Consider the following 16,682-nt stretch of genomic DNA (forward strand, 5'->3'; position numbering starts at 1 on the left):
ACACATATCCCGAATGAATCCGGCTAGTCAGCCCGCATTACACATGACTGACCGCTTTTTCACGACCAGACTGCAATCTCAGCCGCACCAGTGACTCGACATCGACAATCAGCGCAACCCTGCCATCACCCATCACCGTTGCACCGGAAATACCCGCCACCTTGCGGAAATTGGTCTCCAGACTCTTGATAACAATCTGGTGCTGACCCATCAGATCATCTACAACAAGCGCTGTTTTACCCATTTCGGACTCGACGATGACAAACAATGCATTGCAATCGTTTAACTCTTCCGACTCGCTATTAAAGCTATTTCGCAAGGATATGATGGGCAGATATTCACCCCGAACATTCACCACCCTACCCTTACCCGCAATTGTTTTAATGTCTTCAGTACGGGGTTGCAGTGATTCCACAATAAACGCTAATGGGATGACATAGACCTCACCATCCACGTTGACCGCCATGCCATCCAGAATCGCCAGCGTCAGTGGTAAGCGAATCGTCATCGTGGTGCCGATATCTTTGATCGACTCGATATCAATCCGGCCACCCATCCCCTGAATGTTCCGTCTAACCACATCCATCCCGACACCGCGTCCCGACACGTCGGTCACCACCTCTGCCGTGGAGAAGCCAGGCTCGAAAATGAGCCCCCATACCTCACCATCCGCCATATCATCACTGACATTCATCCCCTGACTGCGTGCCTTGGCCAGGATACGGTCCCGATTGAGCCCGGCACCATCATCCTGAACCTGAATGATAATGTTTCCGCCCTGATGGAAGGCGCGTAAGCTCAATGTTCCCTGCTCGTCTTTACCTTTGGCTAACCTGACATCACCCGCTTCAATGCCGTGATCCAGACTGTTACGAACCAGATGAGTCAGCGGATCCGAAAGACGCTCGATCAGGCCACGATCCAGCTCTGTGGACTCACCCTGGGTCAGCAACCTCACCTTCTTTCCCAATTTGGCTGCCGTATCCCGTACCACGCGCGGAAAGCGGCTGAATACAAAGGAAATCGGCATCATCCGAATCGACATGGCGGATTCCTGCAATTCGCGTGTATTGCGCTCAAGCAGAGCGACGCCGTTATTGAGACGTTCAAATTGAGCAGGGTCCAGCTCGCTGGCCACCTGAGCCAGCATGGCCTGGGTGATCACCAACTCGCCCACCAGATTGATAATCTGATCCACCTTTTCTACGGCTACCCGAATCGAGCTAGATTCAGGTGCATTTCCAGCTTCTGTTGCAGGACGGGGGGTCGCCCTTCTTTCCACCATTGGCGCAGGAGCCGGAGTCGATGCAGATGCGGCAGGTGGCTTCTGCACCTGTCCATGCGAAGGTTCGAACAATCCAAAGCCGTCGTCTTTTGCGGGAGCTAAATCAGTGCCGCCATTTCCGGAAGATGTGTCGAATAATCCGAAGCCCTCGTCCGCTGCCGGTTTGGCGAGTTCGACAAAGAGCCCGAAGCCCTCGTCCTTTTGTGGCTCATCGACAAACAATCCAAATCCGTCATCTGCGGGAGCAGCATCAAACATGCCAAAACCATCATCGACGGAAAGTGCGGGTTTAATTGGATCGAATAGGCCAAAAGACTCGATATCATCCGGTAAACGCTCGAGCGAGAAAGCGTCACTCTCCATCAGGAAAGCGAGCGATTCGATAATTTGTTCTCGACTGTCCGGCGTAAGTAATAGGTAGGCGTCGCTATCTGGTGATGTTTCATCCCTGACCCAGCCGAGCACACCCAGCCCATTTACGACCATATCCTGCCTTGTCTGGTCAGCCATCTTTTCAATGACCGCCAGACACCAGCGTGCAGACTGTGGAGCAGAAGGTGGCGCATCGTGGCCATCCGCCTCCAGCGCATGGAGTTTCCGGCAGACATCCCCGGAAACGGACGCATCTGCCTCCTCGCCTTGCTGGTGGGCTTGAAGCATCGCTTTTAGTGCATCCCCCGCCTCCAGAAAGGTATCGACCATATCCGAGCGTAGCGCGAGCGTGCCTTTGCGCACCCGATCAAGCTGGTTTTCCAGGATGTGTGTCACATCCTTCAGATCATCAAACCCAAATGTGGCTGCACCGCCCTTAATTGAGTGCGCAGCCCGAAAAATGGCATTTAGATCTTCCGCCTCGGGTGACTCAAGATTCAGCGCCAGTAACAAAGATTCCATCGAGGCCAAATGCTCACTGGCTTCTTCGAAAAACGTCTGGATGAATTCAGACATGTCAATCTGCATCGATGTTTCCTCCATCAAGCTTGCACTTAAGCGTGGTAACCAGCGTGCTGTTTAAAACAGTTCTACGCCGCCAGTGCTCATATCTTCCTGTTTAACGGGTGCGCGTTCATCATGCGCTTTCAATACCTCAATGACATCATTGAGTGCGCTTTCAAAGCGTTCACGTACCGTATCGGGGTTGCCACTGCGAATGCTACCGCGTGTCGCATCAATTGAATCCCGCATACATTGATTGAGATTTTCCAAGACCGCCAAGCGCTTCACTGCATGCGTCATTTGTTGAATGACCATATCCTGGAATTGCAGCGATATCACGGCGGTGTTAGTACTGTTTTCAACATTTAATGCAATCTGATTCAATCTACTCACCGCCTGATCAACTTGTATATTCATTGTTTGCACATTGGCAATCGAGTTCAGCACCCAGCTCTTTGACTCGAGGACATAGCTCATATCCTGTGAGGCAAGGCGTGAAATTCGTTCCTCGGCAGCCTCAATCGGAACATGAATCTTGCTGATAATATCTCGGATCTTGTCACTGAAGTCATTGGTGCGAAGTGACAGATTGCGAACTTCATCCGCAACCACAGCAAATCCTCTACCAGTTTCACCTGCGCGTGCAGCTTCAATGGCTGCATTCAAAGCTAGCAAATTAGTCTGCTTTGAAATGGCATCAATATCACCCAGAAACTGCAACACGCCTTTAATATGTTCGCTGACTTCATGAATCTGATTAACCAATTCAATGCTGATTAAACTGGTTTGCACAATATTGTCGACAAACACATCCAGTGTCTCGCCAATTTTATGCATGAATTCGCTAAAGCTAATATCTTCCCCGTCAATCTGGAAGGTCTGACTAGCCATAATAGACTTTGCAATATCCTGCTGTGCCTGAGCATGTCGCGTAATATCGCAAAATGCACTGGTCAGATCCCGGCCAGCATCGCCCACGATGTTAATGACATTTTTTGCTTCCGTGTGGAGCGTTCTGCATTGCGCATTATTCTCGGCACTGGCTTTTTCAATTAAATCAGTGAAATCGACCGGCTCTACACTTCGTACAAAATCCGCTTTGACTTCGGGTTGAGCCGTGATGACGGTGATCAGGAGCACCAGTACAAAGATCAAGGTGGCCTGGACAATAGCCATTCCAATCGTCTGCATCCCGAGCAGGACGATGATAAACTGAAAGAGGGCTACCCCCCCAGCAATCAGCCAGCGTCTAAGTGAGCGATCCGCAAAATTAAGCACAAGCAATCCCCGCACATGCTTGATCAATACACCAAAGGAATGGGTAATCGGCAAAAAGCCGCAACACCCCCCCTGTCAGACTAGACTACTGGCGGTGATTTTGCTGGTGGGCAAAGCGGAAAGGTGTGCGGGTTTTAAGCAGTCATCAGCTGGACACGCTCAAGCATGTCGTTGACCGCGCGCTCGACAGAAGGTGCCGCATCAACAAATGCGGCTGTTTCGTTGCGGAAGCGTTCCAGCAAGGCTTGAAGCGTAAATTCGATCGAGTTCTTACCTTGCCGATTGGTAAAGAGAAAACGGCTACGGCGCGGACTCACCCACGTCAGGCGAGCATTCATTTGCTCGCCGGATTCATCCGTAAACATCACCCAAACGCCTCTGCGAAGCTGACTTGCCACAACGTCTTCGTAGCGTTGGTATTTGCTGATGCCTTCATCCCAGCGCACACTAGAGAGGTCAAACGCAGCCTCGGTCAGGCTGGAGCCGGGTAAACGCTCGGGAATGGGAGGAAGATCCGCCAATGGGCCAGCTTCTGCCTCTGTCACCTCGACCTCAGGCAACGGTGCCATGACCACGGAGGGCAACGTTTCAGCTGCACTGGTCAGCTCAGGCGCTGCAACAACCTCTACTGCTGGCGCACTTGGCTTGATGCCATTGCGAATGGCCGCAGTATGGATTTTTACGAGTGACGCAATAAAGGCATCACGCTTTGCCGGGGCAATTCCAACTGCATCAACGTGCTCACCCAACGAACGAAGCAATCCGGGCAACATGTTCACGAGCTTGGCACGAGAGTCTGCGCCCGACTTGGGCGCAACACTCCACAGCAAGTCGTCCATGATGCCGACTACGGCACGCCACTCAGAATCGGCATCCTGATCATTTGCAGCTGCGCTTACCAGTACCGGGTGCCACTGCTCACGCAGGAATTCGATCAATAGGGGATTAAGGTCAGGAGAGCAGCATCGCTCCTCAATCAGTTGCGACGCCATGGCCTGAGCCAGTTCATGCCGCTCGGCCTTGGCTAGATCATGAGCCTTTTCTGCACTTTCCTCAGCCGCGCATTCAGCCGAGGAGGCCATATAGGCCTCAAGCGCAACAAGCTCGGATTCAAACAGGGCAACGTTTTCATCGAAATCGTGAACAATTCGATCTACCGCGCCAGCGATCTGTTTAAAGAGCTTGTCTTCGCCATCCTCTACCCGCCAATCGAGCGCCGCCTGCGACAGCACGTGCAGCAACCTGCGGGCGGGATGCTGCTTACGCGCAAAAAAGCGCGTATCGAGCATGGCCACTTTCAGTACCGGAATCTGCAAACGGCCAATGAGCGCCTTCATGGCGGACGGGATAGCCGGATCATCAAAAACATGATCAAACAGCATGGCCACGATGTCGACTGTCATGACATCGTAGTGCCCCATCGCGGCGCCTAGATCAGTGGTTTTGATCTGGTGCAGAATATTGGCACGGCCACTGCGAAGCGACTCGACATCGAGCTCGCCCAGTGTCTCGATCGCACCCTCAGTTTCACCAGACTGCAGTACATTCAGTGAGTCAAGAAATTGCTGACCCAGATTGCCTGCGGTGACCAGCGGGGACGCGTCAGCGGTACGAACCGGCGTTAGGGGGTCGATTCCTGCAGCTAAAGATGCTCCACCCGTCAGCGGAGCGGTCGAATTGATCACCAGCAAGCGTTGCAGCGCATTCAGCAACTCTTGTTCATGACCAGCAATAAAGCTATGCAGATTGTACTGACCACCGATCGCGCTGCCTGCGCCGTTGCCCGGCATTGCTGCCAATGCGCTGGCTAATGCATCCGTCAGTGGCACCATCGGCACATCGCCATGCGCTTGACTCGTGCCGCTGCGCATATTGCGGCCATCGAAGTTTTCCTGCTTTTTCGGCTTGGCAACCACTTTAGGCAGCGCTGGCATCACGCCGCGCTCCACCAGAAAGTCGTTCAGCTCGATGTAGCGGGACTGGATTGCATCCGCGAAATGCTGCTCCATCTGCCGCAAAATATAGGACTGCACACCGGATTCGCGATCGAATACACGACATCCCTGATGCAGATATTGCGCTAGAACGGTAGGCGTGAGCGGTGACAGTGCATCAGCTGCAGCAGATCGGATACTGCGGCCGATATCAGCGATCAGCAGGTCAAGTTCGTAATCCGCCTCATCCACCAGCGACCACTCGCCGGAAAAGGTCAGCGGGCCGGATTGCGCAGGGCTCAAGCAGCCTGTCGATAACTGTTTGAAGCCCTCATGCAACTGGAGCCGCACTTCAGCCAAAACGGCCTGCTGATGATCGAGCAGCTCACCTCGTGCCTGCAGCGCAAGATTTTGCTCGTCGCGGGTACAACCGCTGTCGGCGTAGGCTAGCAACCCAGCATCAATCGCCGCAATTGCTTCGCTTAAAGCTGCCGAAATCTGCTCAACAGCTTGCGCCTGAAAGGCGTGCGGAAGCGGCAGCGCGTTTAAGCTGCTCTTCCGATCGGTCTCAGCCGTCGGCTTCGCCAATTTCACCACGCTCCCAAGATTCGACACACTCTTCACCCGCTGATGACACCGCTGACAGTATCAACTGACTGATCTAACTATTATGGCGCCCGACTGGCACCGCGTCGAGCATATAAGCCGATCGTAATGGTCGATTATGCCATTGTCAATCTTTGAACCGTTACACGGACACTCGCGCCTTACATAAACAGATAAAAGCCATCCACAAAGAACAGCATTCCGACACCCCCAACTGGCAGTGCAGCGAACCACAATTGCTTCTTCTTCAGCAAACCTGCAATCGAAGAAATCAGGATCGCCACTTGCAGGAAAATCACAGCCTTGCCAAAAGGTGCACCATGCTTTTGTGCATCATCACGCTGATCTTCGAAATCACGAGCTGTTTTCTCGATCTCTTTTTTCTCGCCGTCGTACTTCTCTACTTTCTTGGCGTAGTCATCCGCCTTGTGCTGCAGCTTTTCTCGCGTATCTTCTGATGTGTTACTCGGCAGGGTCGACAGCTGCAGTTCGATCTGTTCCTTCTGCACCTGATAGAGATTACCCTTAATCGCCTTGGCTTGATAATAAGCCCATTGATCGGACGCCTTGGCCTGACTAATCACGCTTTTAGTCGAAAAACCACCGCCCTTAAAGGTGGACAACGTCGCACACACAGCCAGTATCACTGTGGTGAGTGCCATGTAATTTACCCAGGGTTCTTTTTTATCTTCTGCCATTTCCACACATCTCCACTGCTTGCGTCACACCGGCGCGCACCGCGCCGGTAGGGTTTCACTTACCCGCCAGCTGCGCCAACTTGGACGGCAGCCCGCAGCCTTTGATTTTATCAGCGCTTAAGCTTGAGCCCTGCAAGCGCCGACGCCATTGCATTATTTGCAGGAGGTGCCTCCTGACGGTTTAATGCCTTGCGATTACCGCCCGTATCATTACGGGAAGGCGCACTCGTTGCAGCTCCGGGCTGGTCGCTCATGCGCATGGTCAGTGCAATGCGCTTGCGCTTCACATCGACTTCCAGCACTTTCACCTTGACCACCTGCCCGGCCTTCACGACATCACGCGGGTCTTTCACGAATTTATCGGCCAGCGCAGACACGTGTACCAATCCATCCTGGTGAACCCCAATATCTACAAAGGCCCCAAAATTAGCCACATTGGTCACGACGCCTTCCAGCACCATTCCCGGTAGCAAATCTTTGACATCCTCGACACCATCCTGGAAAGTCGCAGTCTTGAATTCCGGACGCGGATCACGTCCCGGCTTGTCGAGCTCCGCCAGAATATCGCGCACAGTTGGCAAGCCAAACTGATCATCCACAAACTCGGCGGGATTAAGCTGCTTAATCGATGCGCTATCGCCGATGAGCGACTTCACATCACGCTTTACCTTTGCGATGATCTTCTCGACCACCGGATACGCTTCTGGGTGAACAGACGATGCATCAAGCGGATTATCTCCATGCGGGATACGCAAAAAGCCCGCAGCCTGCTCAAATGTCTTATCGCCTAATCGCGGCACTTTTTTTAGCGCAGCCCGGTTGGGGAAGGCGCCATGTGCATCGCGATGCGCCACGATATTGGAGGCAAGCGTCGGTGTCAGGCCGGAAACACGCGCGAGCAACGCGGCAGACGCCATATTTACATCAACCCCCACTGCATTCACGCAGTCCTCCACAACGGCATCCAGCGAACGTGCCAATTCGGTCTGATTCACATCATGCTGATACTGACCCACTCCAATCGCCTTAGGATCAATCTTTACCAGCTCGGCGAGCGGATCTTGCAGGCGGCGGGCAATCGACACCGCACCTCGCAGACTCACATCCAGATCCGGGAATTCCTTTGCCGCTAACTCAGAGGCCGAGTACACCGACGCACCGGCTTCCGATACTACAATCTTCTGCAATTTCAATTCCGGATGGCGCTTCATTACCTCCGCAGCGAGCTTGTCCGTTTCACGGCTGGCGGTACCGTTACCAATTGCGATCAGCTCTACTTTACAGGTCGCGCAAATTTTGGCCAGACGATCAATGCTGCCATCCCAGTCGTTGCGGGGCGCGTGAGGATAAATCGTGTCCGTACCCAGTAATTTGCCGGTAGCGTCAACCACTGCGACTTTCACGCCGGTGCGCAAGCCCGGATCAAGCCCTAAGGTTGCACGCGGCCCGGCAGGAGCGGCCAGTAACAGATCTTTCAAATTCGCGGCAAATACCTTAATGGCTTCAGCTTCAGCCTCGTCACGAATCTTTCCAATGAGCTCGCTCTCGAGGCTCAATGACAGCTTGGCACGCCAGGTCAGGCGAACTGTATCAGTCAGCCACTTATCTGCCGGACGGCCTGCATCCCTGATGCCAAAATGTGACGCAATCCTGCGCTCGCAGGCGGATTGCTGACCAGCAGGCAAATCAACATCCTCCGGCAGACGCAAGGCCAGATTCAATACTTCTTCGCTCCGGCCGCGTAACATAGCCAACACGCGATGCGACGGTGCTTTGGCTAATAACTCGAAATGATCAAAATAATCTGCAAACTTTTCACCAGACTCGCGTTTAGTCTCATCAGAAAGCACTGCGCGAATTTCGGCCTTGTTCCATAGCACCTCGCGCAGATCACCAATCAGCTTGGCATCTTCGGCAAATTGCTCGATCAGAATATGGCGTGCACCATCCAATGCTGCCTTGGTGTCTGCAATACCTTTCTCCGAATCCACGTAAGCCGCTGCTTCCACCTCCGGATGACGCGAAGAATCAGCCAGCAGCAAGTCAGCAAGCGGTGCCAACCCGGCTTCGCGAGCAATCTGTGCTTTAGTACGGCGCTTGGGTTTGAATGGCAGGTACAAGTCTTCCAGTCGCTGCTTGTTATCAGCCATGCGCAATTCGGCTTCCAGTGCAGGCTCAAGCTTTCCTTGCTCTGCAATCGACGCAATGACCGCCACGCGGCGCTCTTCCAGTTCGCGCAGATACCGCAGACGTTCATCCAGATGGCGCAACTGCGTATCATCCAGTCCACCAGTTACTTCCTTGCGATAGCGCGCAATAAACGGGACAGTTGCTCCCTCATCAAGCAAACCAATCGTAGACACGACTTGAGCTGGTCGGCAGTTTAGTTCGGCGGCAATACGGGCTTCAATAGACGGCAACATGGCAAGATTTCTAACATTCTGAGCGCTGAATGACGGCGCACGGTGTGCGCGAACAACGGCTAAATGATCAACAGGACGAGACGCGCATTTTGAACTGCAACAGAGGTAGATGTCGAGCGCCATGATATTGGCATGAATGAAATGCCCCACATGTAAACTGCGCTGCACACTTCGGATCGAACGAGTAAAGCAGGTCAGATCCTTCCTGTTATGAGGAAACCTATCATTTCCGATGTCGCGCGGCAATGCGCAACAGCGTCTCTTCTTCCGCCCATTTTCTATACATTTTCATGAATTTATTGTGACCGGAACATTTCAACTTTCATTTTACCAATAATATTCATCGGCTTATCTTTGATTGCTTATTTTTGCACAAGCGTATGTGTAACAAATCCGCCATATGACTTCATTACATTCGCGACTTTCTCACTCATGCACTGACAAACATCATGCGCATCAAATCCTGGCATACCGCACTTGTCTGCCTTGCTGCCGCCACACAACTGGGCGGCTGCGGGAATTCGGACTCTGCTTCCGAAACCCCAGTTCAGCCTACTCCCCGCAACGTCCTGTTTTTCCTGGGCGATGGCATGGGTATTAACACGCTGACAGCAGCGCGCATTTATGCTGGTGGCGAAGATGGCGAACTTACCATCGACACATTGCCTGAAACCGCATTCATCAAAACATACTCCAACGATGCACAGGTCACCGATAGCGCACCCTCCATGTCTGCGTACATGACCGGCATCAAGATGAACAACGAAGTCATCTCCATGTCGGCGGACACCAAGGCAATCGATCCGGTCGAAGATGCGAACAAGAACAAGCTGGGCAATAACTGTGGCACCGGCAATGGCAAATCGGTGCAAACCCTTCTGGAAATCGCAAAGGCTCAAGGTCTGTCAACAGGTGTCGTGACAACCACCCGCGTGACTCATGCGACCCCGGCAGCAACTTACTCGCATATCTGCCATCGCGATCTGGAAAACGATATCGCCGCAATGGCCGTTCCGGGTGGTGCGGGCTACAACACTGCGCTGGGTGATGGTCTGGATGTACTGATGGGCGGCGGACGTCAATTCTTCACACCGTCCAAGGACGGTGGAAAGCGTGCAGACGGCCGCGATCTGGTGGCTGAATTCAAGGCAAAGAACTATGCCTTTGCATCCAATGCAACTGAACTTGCAGCCATTGATGCCGCCAAGACCAATAAGCTGGTTGGCCTGTTTACCTCTAGCCACATGAGTTACGACCTCGATCGTGACCCGGCCAAGGAACCTAGCCTTGCAGACATGACTGGCAAAGCACTGGATGTGCTGACCAAAAACAGCAAGGGCTTATTCCTGATGGTGGAAGGTGGTCGCATTGACCATGCACTGCATGAAACCACTGCAAAGAAAGCACTGCAGGATACCGTCGCTTTTGATAGCGCCATCAAACTGGCCATCGACAAGATGCGCAAGATTGATCCGGATCTGAAGAACACCACCATCGTGGTGACAGCTGACCACGACCACACCATTGTACTGAACGGGTACGCACAGCGTACCGGCAAGACAACCGCAAACAACCCGGGCGTGCTGGGTGTGGTGAAGAACTATGTTTCTGGCGCAGTAGAAAAAGATCTGGATGGTGCACCCTACACCATCATCGGTTTCGGCAATGGTGAAAACCGCACTCAATCCAGTCGCGCCACCAAGCAAGGTCTGACGGAAGTGGAAACGGCTGGTGCGCTTTACCACCAAGAAGCCGTGGTTCGCGTAACCGCAGGCAATGAAACCCATGGCGGCACTGATGTATTCCTCGGCTCGCTGGGTAAGGGCTCGGAAAATTTTGCAGGCACGCTGGACAACACCCGTGTCTTCGATCTGGTTCGCAAGGCTGCAGGCCTGTAAACCACGCACAACGAACAAATTGGAAAGCGAAGCAGCATGAAACGCACTCTCCTCTCTACCCTGGTTGCCGCATGTGCCATGCAGGGTGCATACGCCGCAGGTGAAGCCAAGAATGTGATTTTCTTCTTGGGCGACGGCATGGGGCCGACCACCATTACAGCATCCCGAATCTTCAAATATGGTGAAGACGGCAGCTTGACCATGGATAAGTTCGAGCGCACCGCACGGATCAAAACCTACTCCCGCGATGCACAGACCACCGACAGCGCTCCGTCGATGGCGGCGTATATGACCGGCGTAAAAATGAACAACGAAGTGTTGTCCATGAGCGCTGAAACCATTGCCAAAGCCCCGAGCAAAGATGCCAATGGCAACAAGACCATCAATAACTGTCCGGCCACTGGTAATGGCACCTCCGTTCCGACCTTACTGGAACTGGCAAAGGCTAAGGGTAAGGCTGTGGGCTCGATTACCACTACCGAACTGACCCACGCGACCCCTGCCGCTACCTACTCCCACATTTGTCATCGTGACGCACAGTGGAGCATTGCCGCTCAACTCGTTCCGGGCGGTGCCGGCTTCAATACAGGTCTTGGTGATGGGGTCGATGTCCTGATGGGTGGCGGCCGCAACCACTTTACGCCGTACGATGCATCGGCCAACAAAACGGGTCGTTCCGATGGCCGTAACTTGCTGACAGAACTCGCGGCAAAGGGCTACACCGTCGCAGCCAACAAGACGGAAATGCAGGCTGCACAGGCGGGCAAGAAGTTTATTGGCATATACAGCAGCAAGAGCCATCTCGAATATGAATTGGATCGCACTGCCACCCCTCCGGTCGGCGAAGGTGCAGGCCAGCCGAGCTTGGCAGAAATGACGATCAAGGCAATGGATCTGCTGTCGAAGAATGACAAGGGTTACTTCCTGATGGTGGAAGGCGGCCGTATCGACCACGCATTGCACGGCACCAATGCCAAGCGTGCGCTGGTTGATACCATTGCATTTGATGATGCGATCAAGGCTGCGCTCGATAAGGCTCGTCAGACTGACCCGAATCTGACGAACACCCTGATCGTTGTGACCGCCGACCATGACCACACGCTGGCATTCAATGGCTATGGCAAGCGCGGCAATCCGATTCTGGATATCAATCGCGACTACAAATCAGGTCAACCGAGCAAGGATGCCGATGGTAATACCTACACCACGCTGGTATTCGGCAATGGGCCAAATCGCAAGGATCTGCGCACATCCATTACCACCGAAGATGCCCTGTCAGACAACTACATGCAGGAAACAGGTGTCAAACTGGGTAGCGAAACGCATGGCGGCGGTGATGTGAAGTTGTTTGCAACGGGCGCAGGTGCCAAGCCGTTCAAGGGCACGCTGGACAATACCCGAGTCTTCTCGCTGGTGAAGGACGCTTTGGGCCTGTAAGCCCGTGTATGTCCGGTGCGGCTTCGGCCGCACCGGTTCTATCTGCAGCACCGCATGTGAATACATCATGAAATACCCGACCTCCCTTACTGTCACCCTGCTATTTAACACACTAGTATCGCTTTGCAGCACTGCAGCCACCATCTCATCAAATCTAGATGTCCGCTTACAACACTACTCACGCGAACTCACTACAGAAGGGGTAACGCGCGAAACAAGATTTGAAGAGAAATTGATCCGGCGCGAAGATCATGTCTGGGTTGAGCGAGTATTGCCCGCAAATGCTGCGCAAAAAGATGATGATCATGGCCATGACCACAAGGAGCTCAATGTAGGCGTGCTGCCGCACCATATTTATTTGCGCAACAAGCAACTCCAACTCGAATTAATTCGTCGCGAAGAACGCGAAATCGTTTCAGTGCCACAGGGTGAATTTGGCAATGTTTCATTTGATGGAAACTGGAACAATCACTTCTATCTGATCGATCCTGCACGAATCAAGAACATGAAGTCCTGCCCAGACAAGGGAAGCGTACCCGCAGTACGCTGTTACGTTGAACAGCAGAAAAATGGCACATTGAAGGTGCTCTGGCATCCGGATAATCAATTCCCAGAAGTGCTTGAGTTCCAGTCAAATGATCATCGCAAAATCCGGCGCATTACCTCTTCGGCAATAACGTCCGGAAAAGTCGCGCCCTGGCTGAACTTGAAGGGATATGCTGCTAGGGAATATTCTGACTTTCTCGACTAGGTACATTCCAAAAAACCATCCAGGAAATCCGGATGGTTTTTTGTTCAACCAGCAGTGCTGAGCGCTGCGTCTTATTTCAGGGTTACGCGCGCAAACTTTCGTTTCCCCACCTGCAAAACAATTGTGATGCCCTTGGTCAGGTTAAGGGTCTTGTCACTGACCTTCTCACCATCAATCCGCACACCGCCCTGATCAATGCTGCGCATGGCCTCGGATGTACTGGCGGTCAATCCAGCCTGCTTGAGCAACTGAGCAATCCCAATACTTTCGGCATCCAGTGTGACGGTAAGCTCCGGAATGTCGTCTGGAATGCCGCCTGCGCTACGATTCTGGAAGTCGGCAAGCGCAGCTTCGGCTGCAGCCTGATCGTGGAAGCGCGCAACAATTTCCTGACCCAGCATCACCTTGGCGTCACGCGGATTACGGCCTGCTTCGATTTCGGCTTTGAGTGCCTTAACCTCGGCAATCGGGCGGAAAGACAGCAAGTCATACCAGCGCCACATCAGTTCGTCAGAAATCGACATCACCTTGGCGAACATGACATTGGACGCTTCACTGACACCGATATAGTTGCCCAGCGACTTGGACATTTTTTTAACGCCATCCAGACCTTCTAGCAGCGGCATCATCAATACGCACTGTGGCTCCTGTCCATCATGCTTTTGCAGTTCACGACCCATCAGCAGATTGAACTTCTGGTCTGTGCCGCCCAGTTCCACATCAGACTTCATGGCAACCGAGTCATAGCCCTGCATCAGCGGGTACAGGAATTCGTGAATCGCGATGGGTTGCTGGGAACTGAATCGCTTCTGGAAATCATCGCGTTCTAGCATGCGGGCCACGGTATGCGTAGCTGCCAGACGCAGCATCCCTGCGGCGCCCAGTTCGTTCAACCACGTTGAATTGAACATGACGCGGGTACGGGATGGGTCTAGAATTTTGTATACTTGCTCTGCATAGGTGCGAGCATTGAGCTCGATCTGTTCGCGAGACAGCGGTGGCCGCGTTGCGCTCTTGCCACTCGGATCACCAATGAGGCTGGTAAAATCGCCGATCAGGAACTGGACTTCATGCCCGAGATCCTGAAATTGGCGTAGTTTATTCAGTACCACGGTGTGACCAAGATGCAGATCAGGTGCGGTCGGGTCGCAACCGAGCTTGATTTTAAGTGGCTGGCCAGTTGTACGGCTACGTTCGAGTTTCTGAACAAGTTCAGACTCGACCAATAGTTCTTCGGCGCCACGCTTGATCATTTCAAGCGCAGCGAGTGTGTCCGGGTGCAGTTCAGTGCTCATTGGCGTGGATTTTCCATCAACATTCGTTCATCCTCGCGATTCTAACCGAAAGGAAGGCATTCTTGCCGAACAGCACACTTTACATTGGCCTGATGTCCGGCACCAGTATGGACGGCATCGACTGTGTCCTGATCGACTTGGCTCGTGGTCGGCCAGATTTGCTTGCGCAGGTTCTTCACCCGTTTGATCCGGCACTCAAGTCCGAATTAATGTCCCTGCAATCGTCAAGCGGGTCAGAATTGCATCGTGCCTCCCTTGCCGCCAACAATCTGGCCATGGGCTATGCGTCTGCGGTACGCGAAGTATGCCGACTGGCAAACGTCCATCCGCGTCAGGTAGCAGCCATCGGCATGCACGGCCAAACGATTCGCCATCGCCCGGAACTCGGCTACACCTTGCAGATTGGCAATGCGGCGCTTTTGGCAGAGCTGAGTGCCATTACCGTGGTCAGTGATTTCCGTAGCCGTGATATTGCCGCCGGCGGACAGGGTGCGCCACTGGTGCCGGCGTTTCATGCAAGCTTATTTGCGAGCGAACAGCATCGCGTCATTCTTAATATCGGCGGAATTGCTAATGTAACGGATCTGCCTACAAGTGGACAGATTCGTGGCTGGGATACAGGTCCCGGCAACTTGCTCATGGACGGGTGGATTTCCCGACATCAAGGCAAAAGCTTTGATGAGCGCGGTGAGTGGGCTGCAAAAGGATGTGTTCATAAAACCCTGCTTGATCTATTGCTGAAAGAAGCCTTCTTCGACGCACCACCGCCCAAAAGCACGGGCCGAGACCTCTTCCATATGCGCTGGCTGGATGAAAAATTGGCGCGCTGTCCGGCATTTTCGTCTGCGGATATTCAAGCCACCTTGCTTGAGTTCACAGCGCGCAGCATCAGCGCATCCATCGAACGCGAAGCACGCCTTGCCGAAGAAATTTATGTTTGCGGTGGCGGAGCCCATAACACACGGCTCATGAACCGTCTGACCGAACTCAACCCCTTATGCAGCGTCGGCACCACTGATGCGCTTGGCTTACACCCCGACTGGGTGGAAGCCTGCGCGTTTGCCTGGCTTGCGCATGAACGTCTGCACAACAAACCCGGCAATCTGCCTGCTGTCACTGGCGCACGCGGATTGCGCATTCTGGGCGCAGTGCACGCTGCCTGACGCCCACAGATTTGGATTAAATCATGCTGAGTTACCGCCATGCCTTTCACGCCGGCAATCATGCCGACGTGCTCAAACATCTTGTCGAGACGATGTTGCTCGACTACCTGAATCAAAAGGACAAGCCCTGGTGGTATATCGACACCCACTCTGGTGCTGGCTTCTATTCGCTTGAGGAAGGATTTGCGTCGAAAAAGGCCGAGTACCGTGAGGGTATCGCCCGATTGTGGCATGCAAACGACTTGCCGGCGGCATTGGCCAGATATGTCAATCTGATCAAATCGTTCAATCCCGATGGGCAGTTGCGCTTCTATCCTGGCTCACCCATGGTGGCCGAGCGGCTGATGCGCGATGAAGATCGGGTTCGCCTGTTCGAGCTGCATCCCGCAGATTTCGAGTTACTGGAAGACAATGTCTGCCACCTGCGAAAAATGGCCATCGTACAGAAGGCCGACGGGTTCGCAGGTCTCAAAGCATTCCTGCCTCCGCCTCCACGGCGCGCACTGGTGCTGATTGATCCGCCCTACGAGGTGAAGGAAGATTACCATACAGTGGAAAAAACACTGAAAGACGCCCTCACTCGTTTTGCCACCGGCACTTATGCTGTCTGGTACCCCTGTTTGCAGCGGCATGATTCGCAGCAACTGCCCGAAAAGCTGAAACAATTGCCGATTGATTCGTGGTTGCATGTGGCTCTGCACGTTCAGCATCCCTCTGCTGACGGATTTGGTATGCACGGTAGCGGTATGTTCGTCATCAACCCGCCCTGGACATTGCATGCTGCCTTGCAGGAGATCATGCCTGTGCTGGTAGAGTATCTGGCGATCGACTCGGGTGCCGATTTCGTGCTGGAGCATGTCAGTCGCTAAGGTCGATGACATCGATCTAGCGCAGCTCGTACATTTTGTGCACATTTTCCGCTCAACGGTCATGGCATTGTTGCGTTCTTTCAACCAGACTAAATCCTGAACAGGTTCG

The 16,682-nt window shown here is 53.4% G+C and carries 10 protein-coding genes and 1 pseudogene; 5 read left to right on the top strand and 6 right to left on the bottom strand.

From position 1 onward, the window contains the following. Nucleotides 1–37: 37 nt before the first annotated feature. From KSF73_13455 to KSF73_13475, 5 genes and pseudogenes are all read right to left on the bottom strand, one after another. Nucleotides 38–2,245 carry a chemotaxis protein CheW gene (locus KSF73_13455; GenBank protein MBV1776717.1) on the bottom strand — a complete coding sequence of 736 codons (2,208 nt, stop codon included), beginning with the start codon at nt 2,243–2,245 and terminating at the stop codon, nt 38–40. Nucleotides 2,246–2,794: 549 nt separating this feature from the next. Continuing rightward, nucleotides 2,795–2,923, bottom strand: a pseudogene (locus KSF73_13460) (chemotaxis protein). A 710-nt stretch (nt 2,924–3,633) separates the two neighbouring features. Then, nucleotides 3,634–6,048, bottom strand: coding sequence for a DUF1631 domain-containing protein (locus tag KSF73_13465; protein ID MBV1776718.1), 2,415 nt, complete (start codon nt 6,046–6,048; stop codon nt 3,634–3,636). 152 nt (nt 6,049–6,200) lie between these two features. Next, the gene (locus KSF73_13470; protein ID MBV1776719.1) at nt 6,201–6,737 is read right to left on the bottom strand and encodes a DUF4337 domain-containing protein; all 537 of its coding nucleotides are present in this window, start codon (nt 6,735–6,737) and stop codon (nt 6,201–6,203) included. Nucleotides 6,738–6,847: 110 nt separating this feature from the next. Next, the gene (locus KSF73_13475) at nt 6,848–9,160 is read right to left on the bottom strand and encodes an RNA-binding transcriptional accessory protein (protein ID MBV1776720.1); all 2,313 of its coding nucleotides are present in this window, start codon (nt 9,158–9,160) and stop codon (nt 6,848–6,850) included. Between the two features lie 449 nt (nt 9,161–9,609). Between KSF73_13475 and KSF73_13480 the strand changes: the two genes are divergently transcribed. The 3 genes from KSF73_13480 to KSF73_13490 all read left to right on the top strand — a co-directional run bounded on the left by KSF73_13480 (nt 9,610) and on the right by KSF73_13490 (nt 13,246). Beyond that, nucleotides 9,610–11,058 (top strand): alkaline phosphatase, encoded by a 1,449-nt coding sequence (locus tag KSF73_13480; GenBank protein MBV1776721.1) that lies wholly within the window; start codon nt 9,610–9,612, stop codon nt 11,056–11,058. A 36-nt stretch (nt 11,059–11,094) separates the two neighbouring features. After that, on the top strand, nt 11,095–12,495 hold the full coding sequence (locus tag KSF73_13485) for an alkaline phosphatase (GenBank protein MBV1776722.1): 1,401 nt from the start codon (nt 11,095–11,097) through the stop codon (nt 12,493–12,495). Between the two features lie 67 nt (nt 12,496–12,562). Then, nucleotides 12,563–13,246, top strand: coding sequence for a hypothetical protein (locus KSF73_13490; protein ID MBV1776723.1), 684 nt, complete (start codon nt 12,563–12,565; stop codon nt 13,244–13,246). A 71-nt stretch (nt 13,247–13,317) separates the two neighbouring features. On the opposite strand, the gene tyrS is transcribed toward KSF73_13490, so the two are convergent. Further along, on the bottom strand, nt 13,318–14,541 hold the full coding sequence (tyrS, locus tag KSF73_13495) for a tyrosine--tRNA ligase (protein ID MBV1776724.1): 1,224 nt from the start codon (nt 14,539–14,541) through the stop codon (nt 13,318–13,320). Nucleotides 14,542–14,603: 62 nt separating this feature from the next. Here tyrS and KSF73_13500 point away from each other — a divergent pair, with 62 nt between their 5' ends. Both KSF73_13500 and rlmJ read left to right on the top strand, forming a co-directional pair. Beyond that, the gene (locus KSF73_13500; GenBank protein MBV1776725.1) at nt 14,604–15,704 is read left to right on the top strand and encodes an anhydro-N-acetylmuramic acid kinase; all 1,101 of its coding nucleotides are present in this window, start codon (nt 14,604–14,606) and stop codon (nt 15,702–15,704) included. 23 nt (nt 15,705–15,727) lie between these two features. Beyond that, a complete protein-coding gene (rlmJ, locus tag KSF73_13505) occupies nt 15,728–16,573 on the top strand; it encodes a 23S rRNA (adenine(2030)-N(6))-methyltransferase RlmJ (GenBank protein ID MBV1776726.1) in 846 nt (281 codons plus the stop codon). Nucleotides 16,574–16,682: the final 109 nt, after the last annotated feature.

It is taken from the genome of Burkholderiaceae bacterium DAT-1 (genome assembly GCA_019084025.1).
Classification (GTDB): domain Bacteria; phylum Pseudomonadota; class Gammaproteobacteria; order Burkholderiales; family Chitinimonadaceae; genus DAT-1.

Excerpts from the sequence above, each read along its gene's own strand:
- KSF73_13455 (MBV1776717.1), bottom strand. The coding sequence starts at position 2,245 with ATGCAGATTGACATGTCTGAATTCATCCAGACGTTTTTCGAAGAAGCC.
- KSF73_13470 (MBV1776719.1), bottom strand. The coding sequence starts at position 6,737 with ATGGCAGAAGATAAAAAAGAACCCTGGGTAAATTACATGGCACTCACC.
- KSF73_13475 (MBV1776720.1), bottom strand. The coding sequence starts at position 9,160 with ATGTTGCCGTCTATTGAAGCCCGTATTGCCGCCGAACTAAACTGCCGA.
- KSF73_13480 (MBV1776721.1), top strand. The coding sequence starts at position 9,610 with ATGCGCATCAAATCCTGGCATACCGCACTTGTCTGCCTTGCTGCCGCC.
- KSF73_13485 (MBV1776722.1), top strand. The coding sequence starts at position 11,095 with ATGAAACGCACTCTCCTCTCTACCCTGGTTGCCGCATGTGCCATGCAG.
- KSF73_13490 (MBV1776723.1), top strand. The coding sequence starts at position 12,563 with ATGAAATACCCGACCTCCCTTACTGTCACCCTGCTATTTAACACACTA.
- tyrS (MBV1776724.1), bottom strand. The coding sequence starts at position 14,541 with ATGAGCACTGAACTGCACCCGGACACACTCGCTGCGCTTGAAATGATC.
- rlmJ (MBV1776726.1), top strand. The coding sequence starts at position 15,728 with ATGCTGAGTTACCGCCATGCCTTTCACGCCGGCAATCATGCCGACGTG.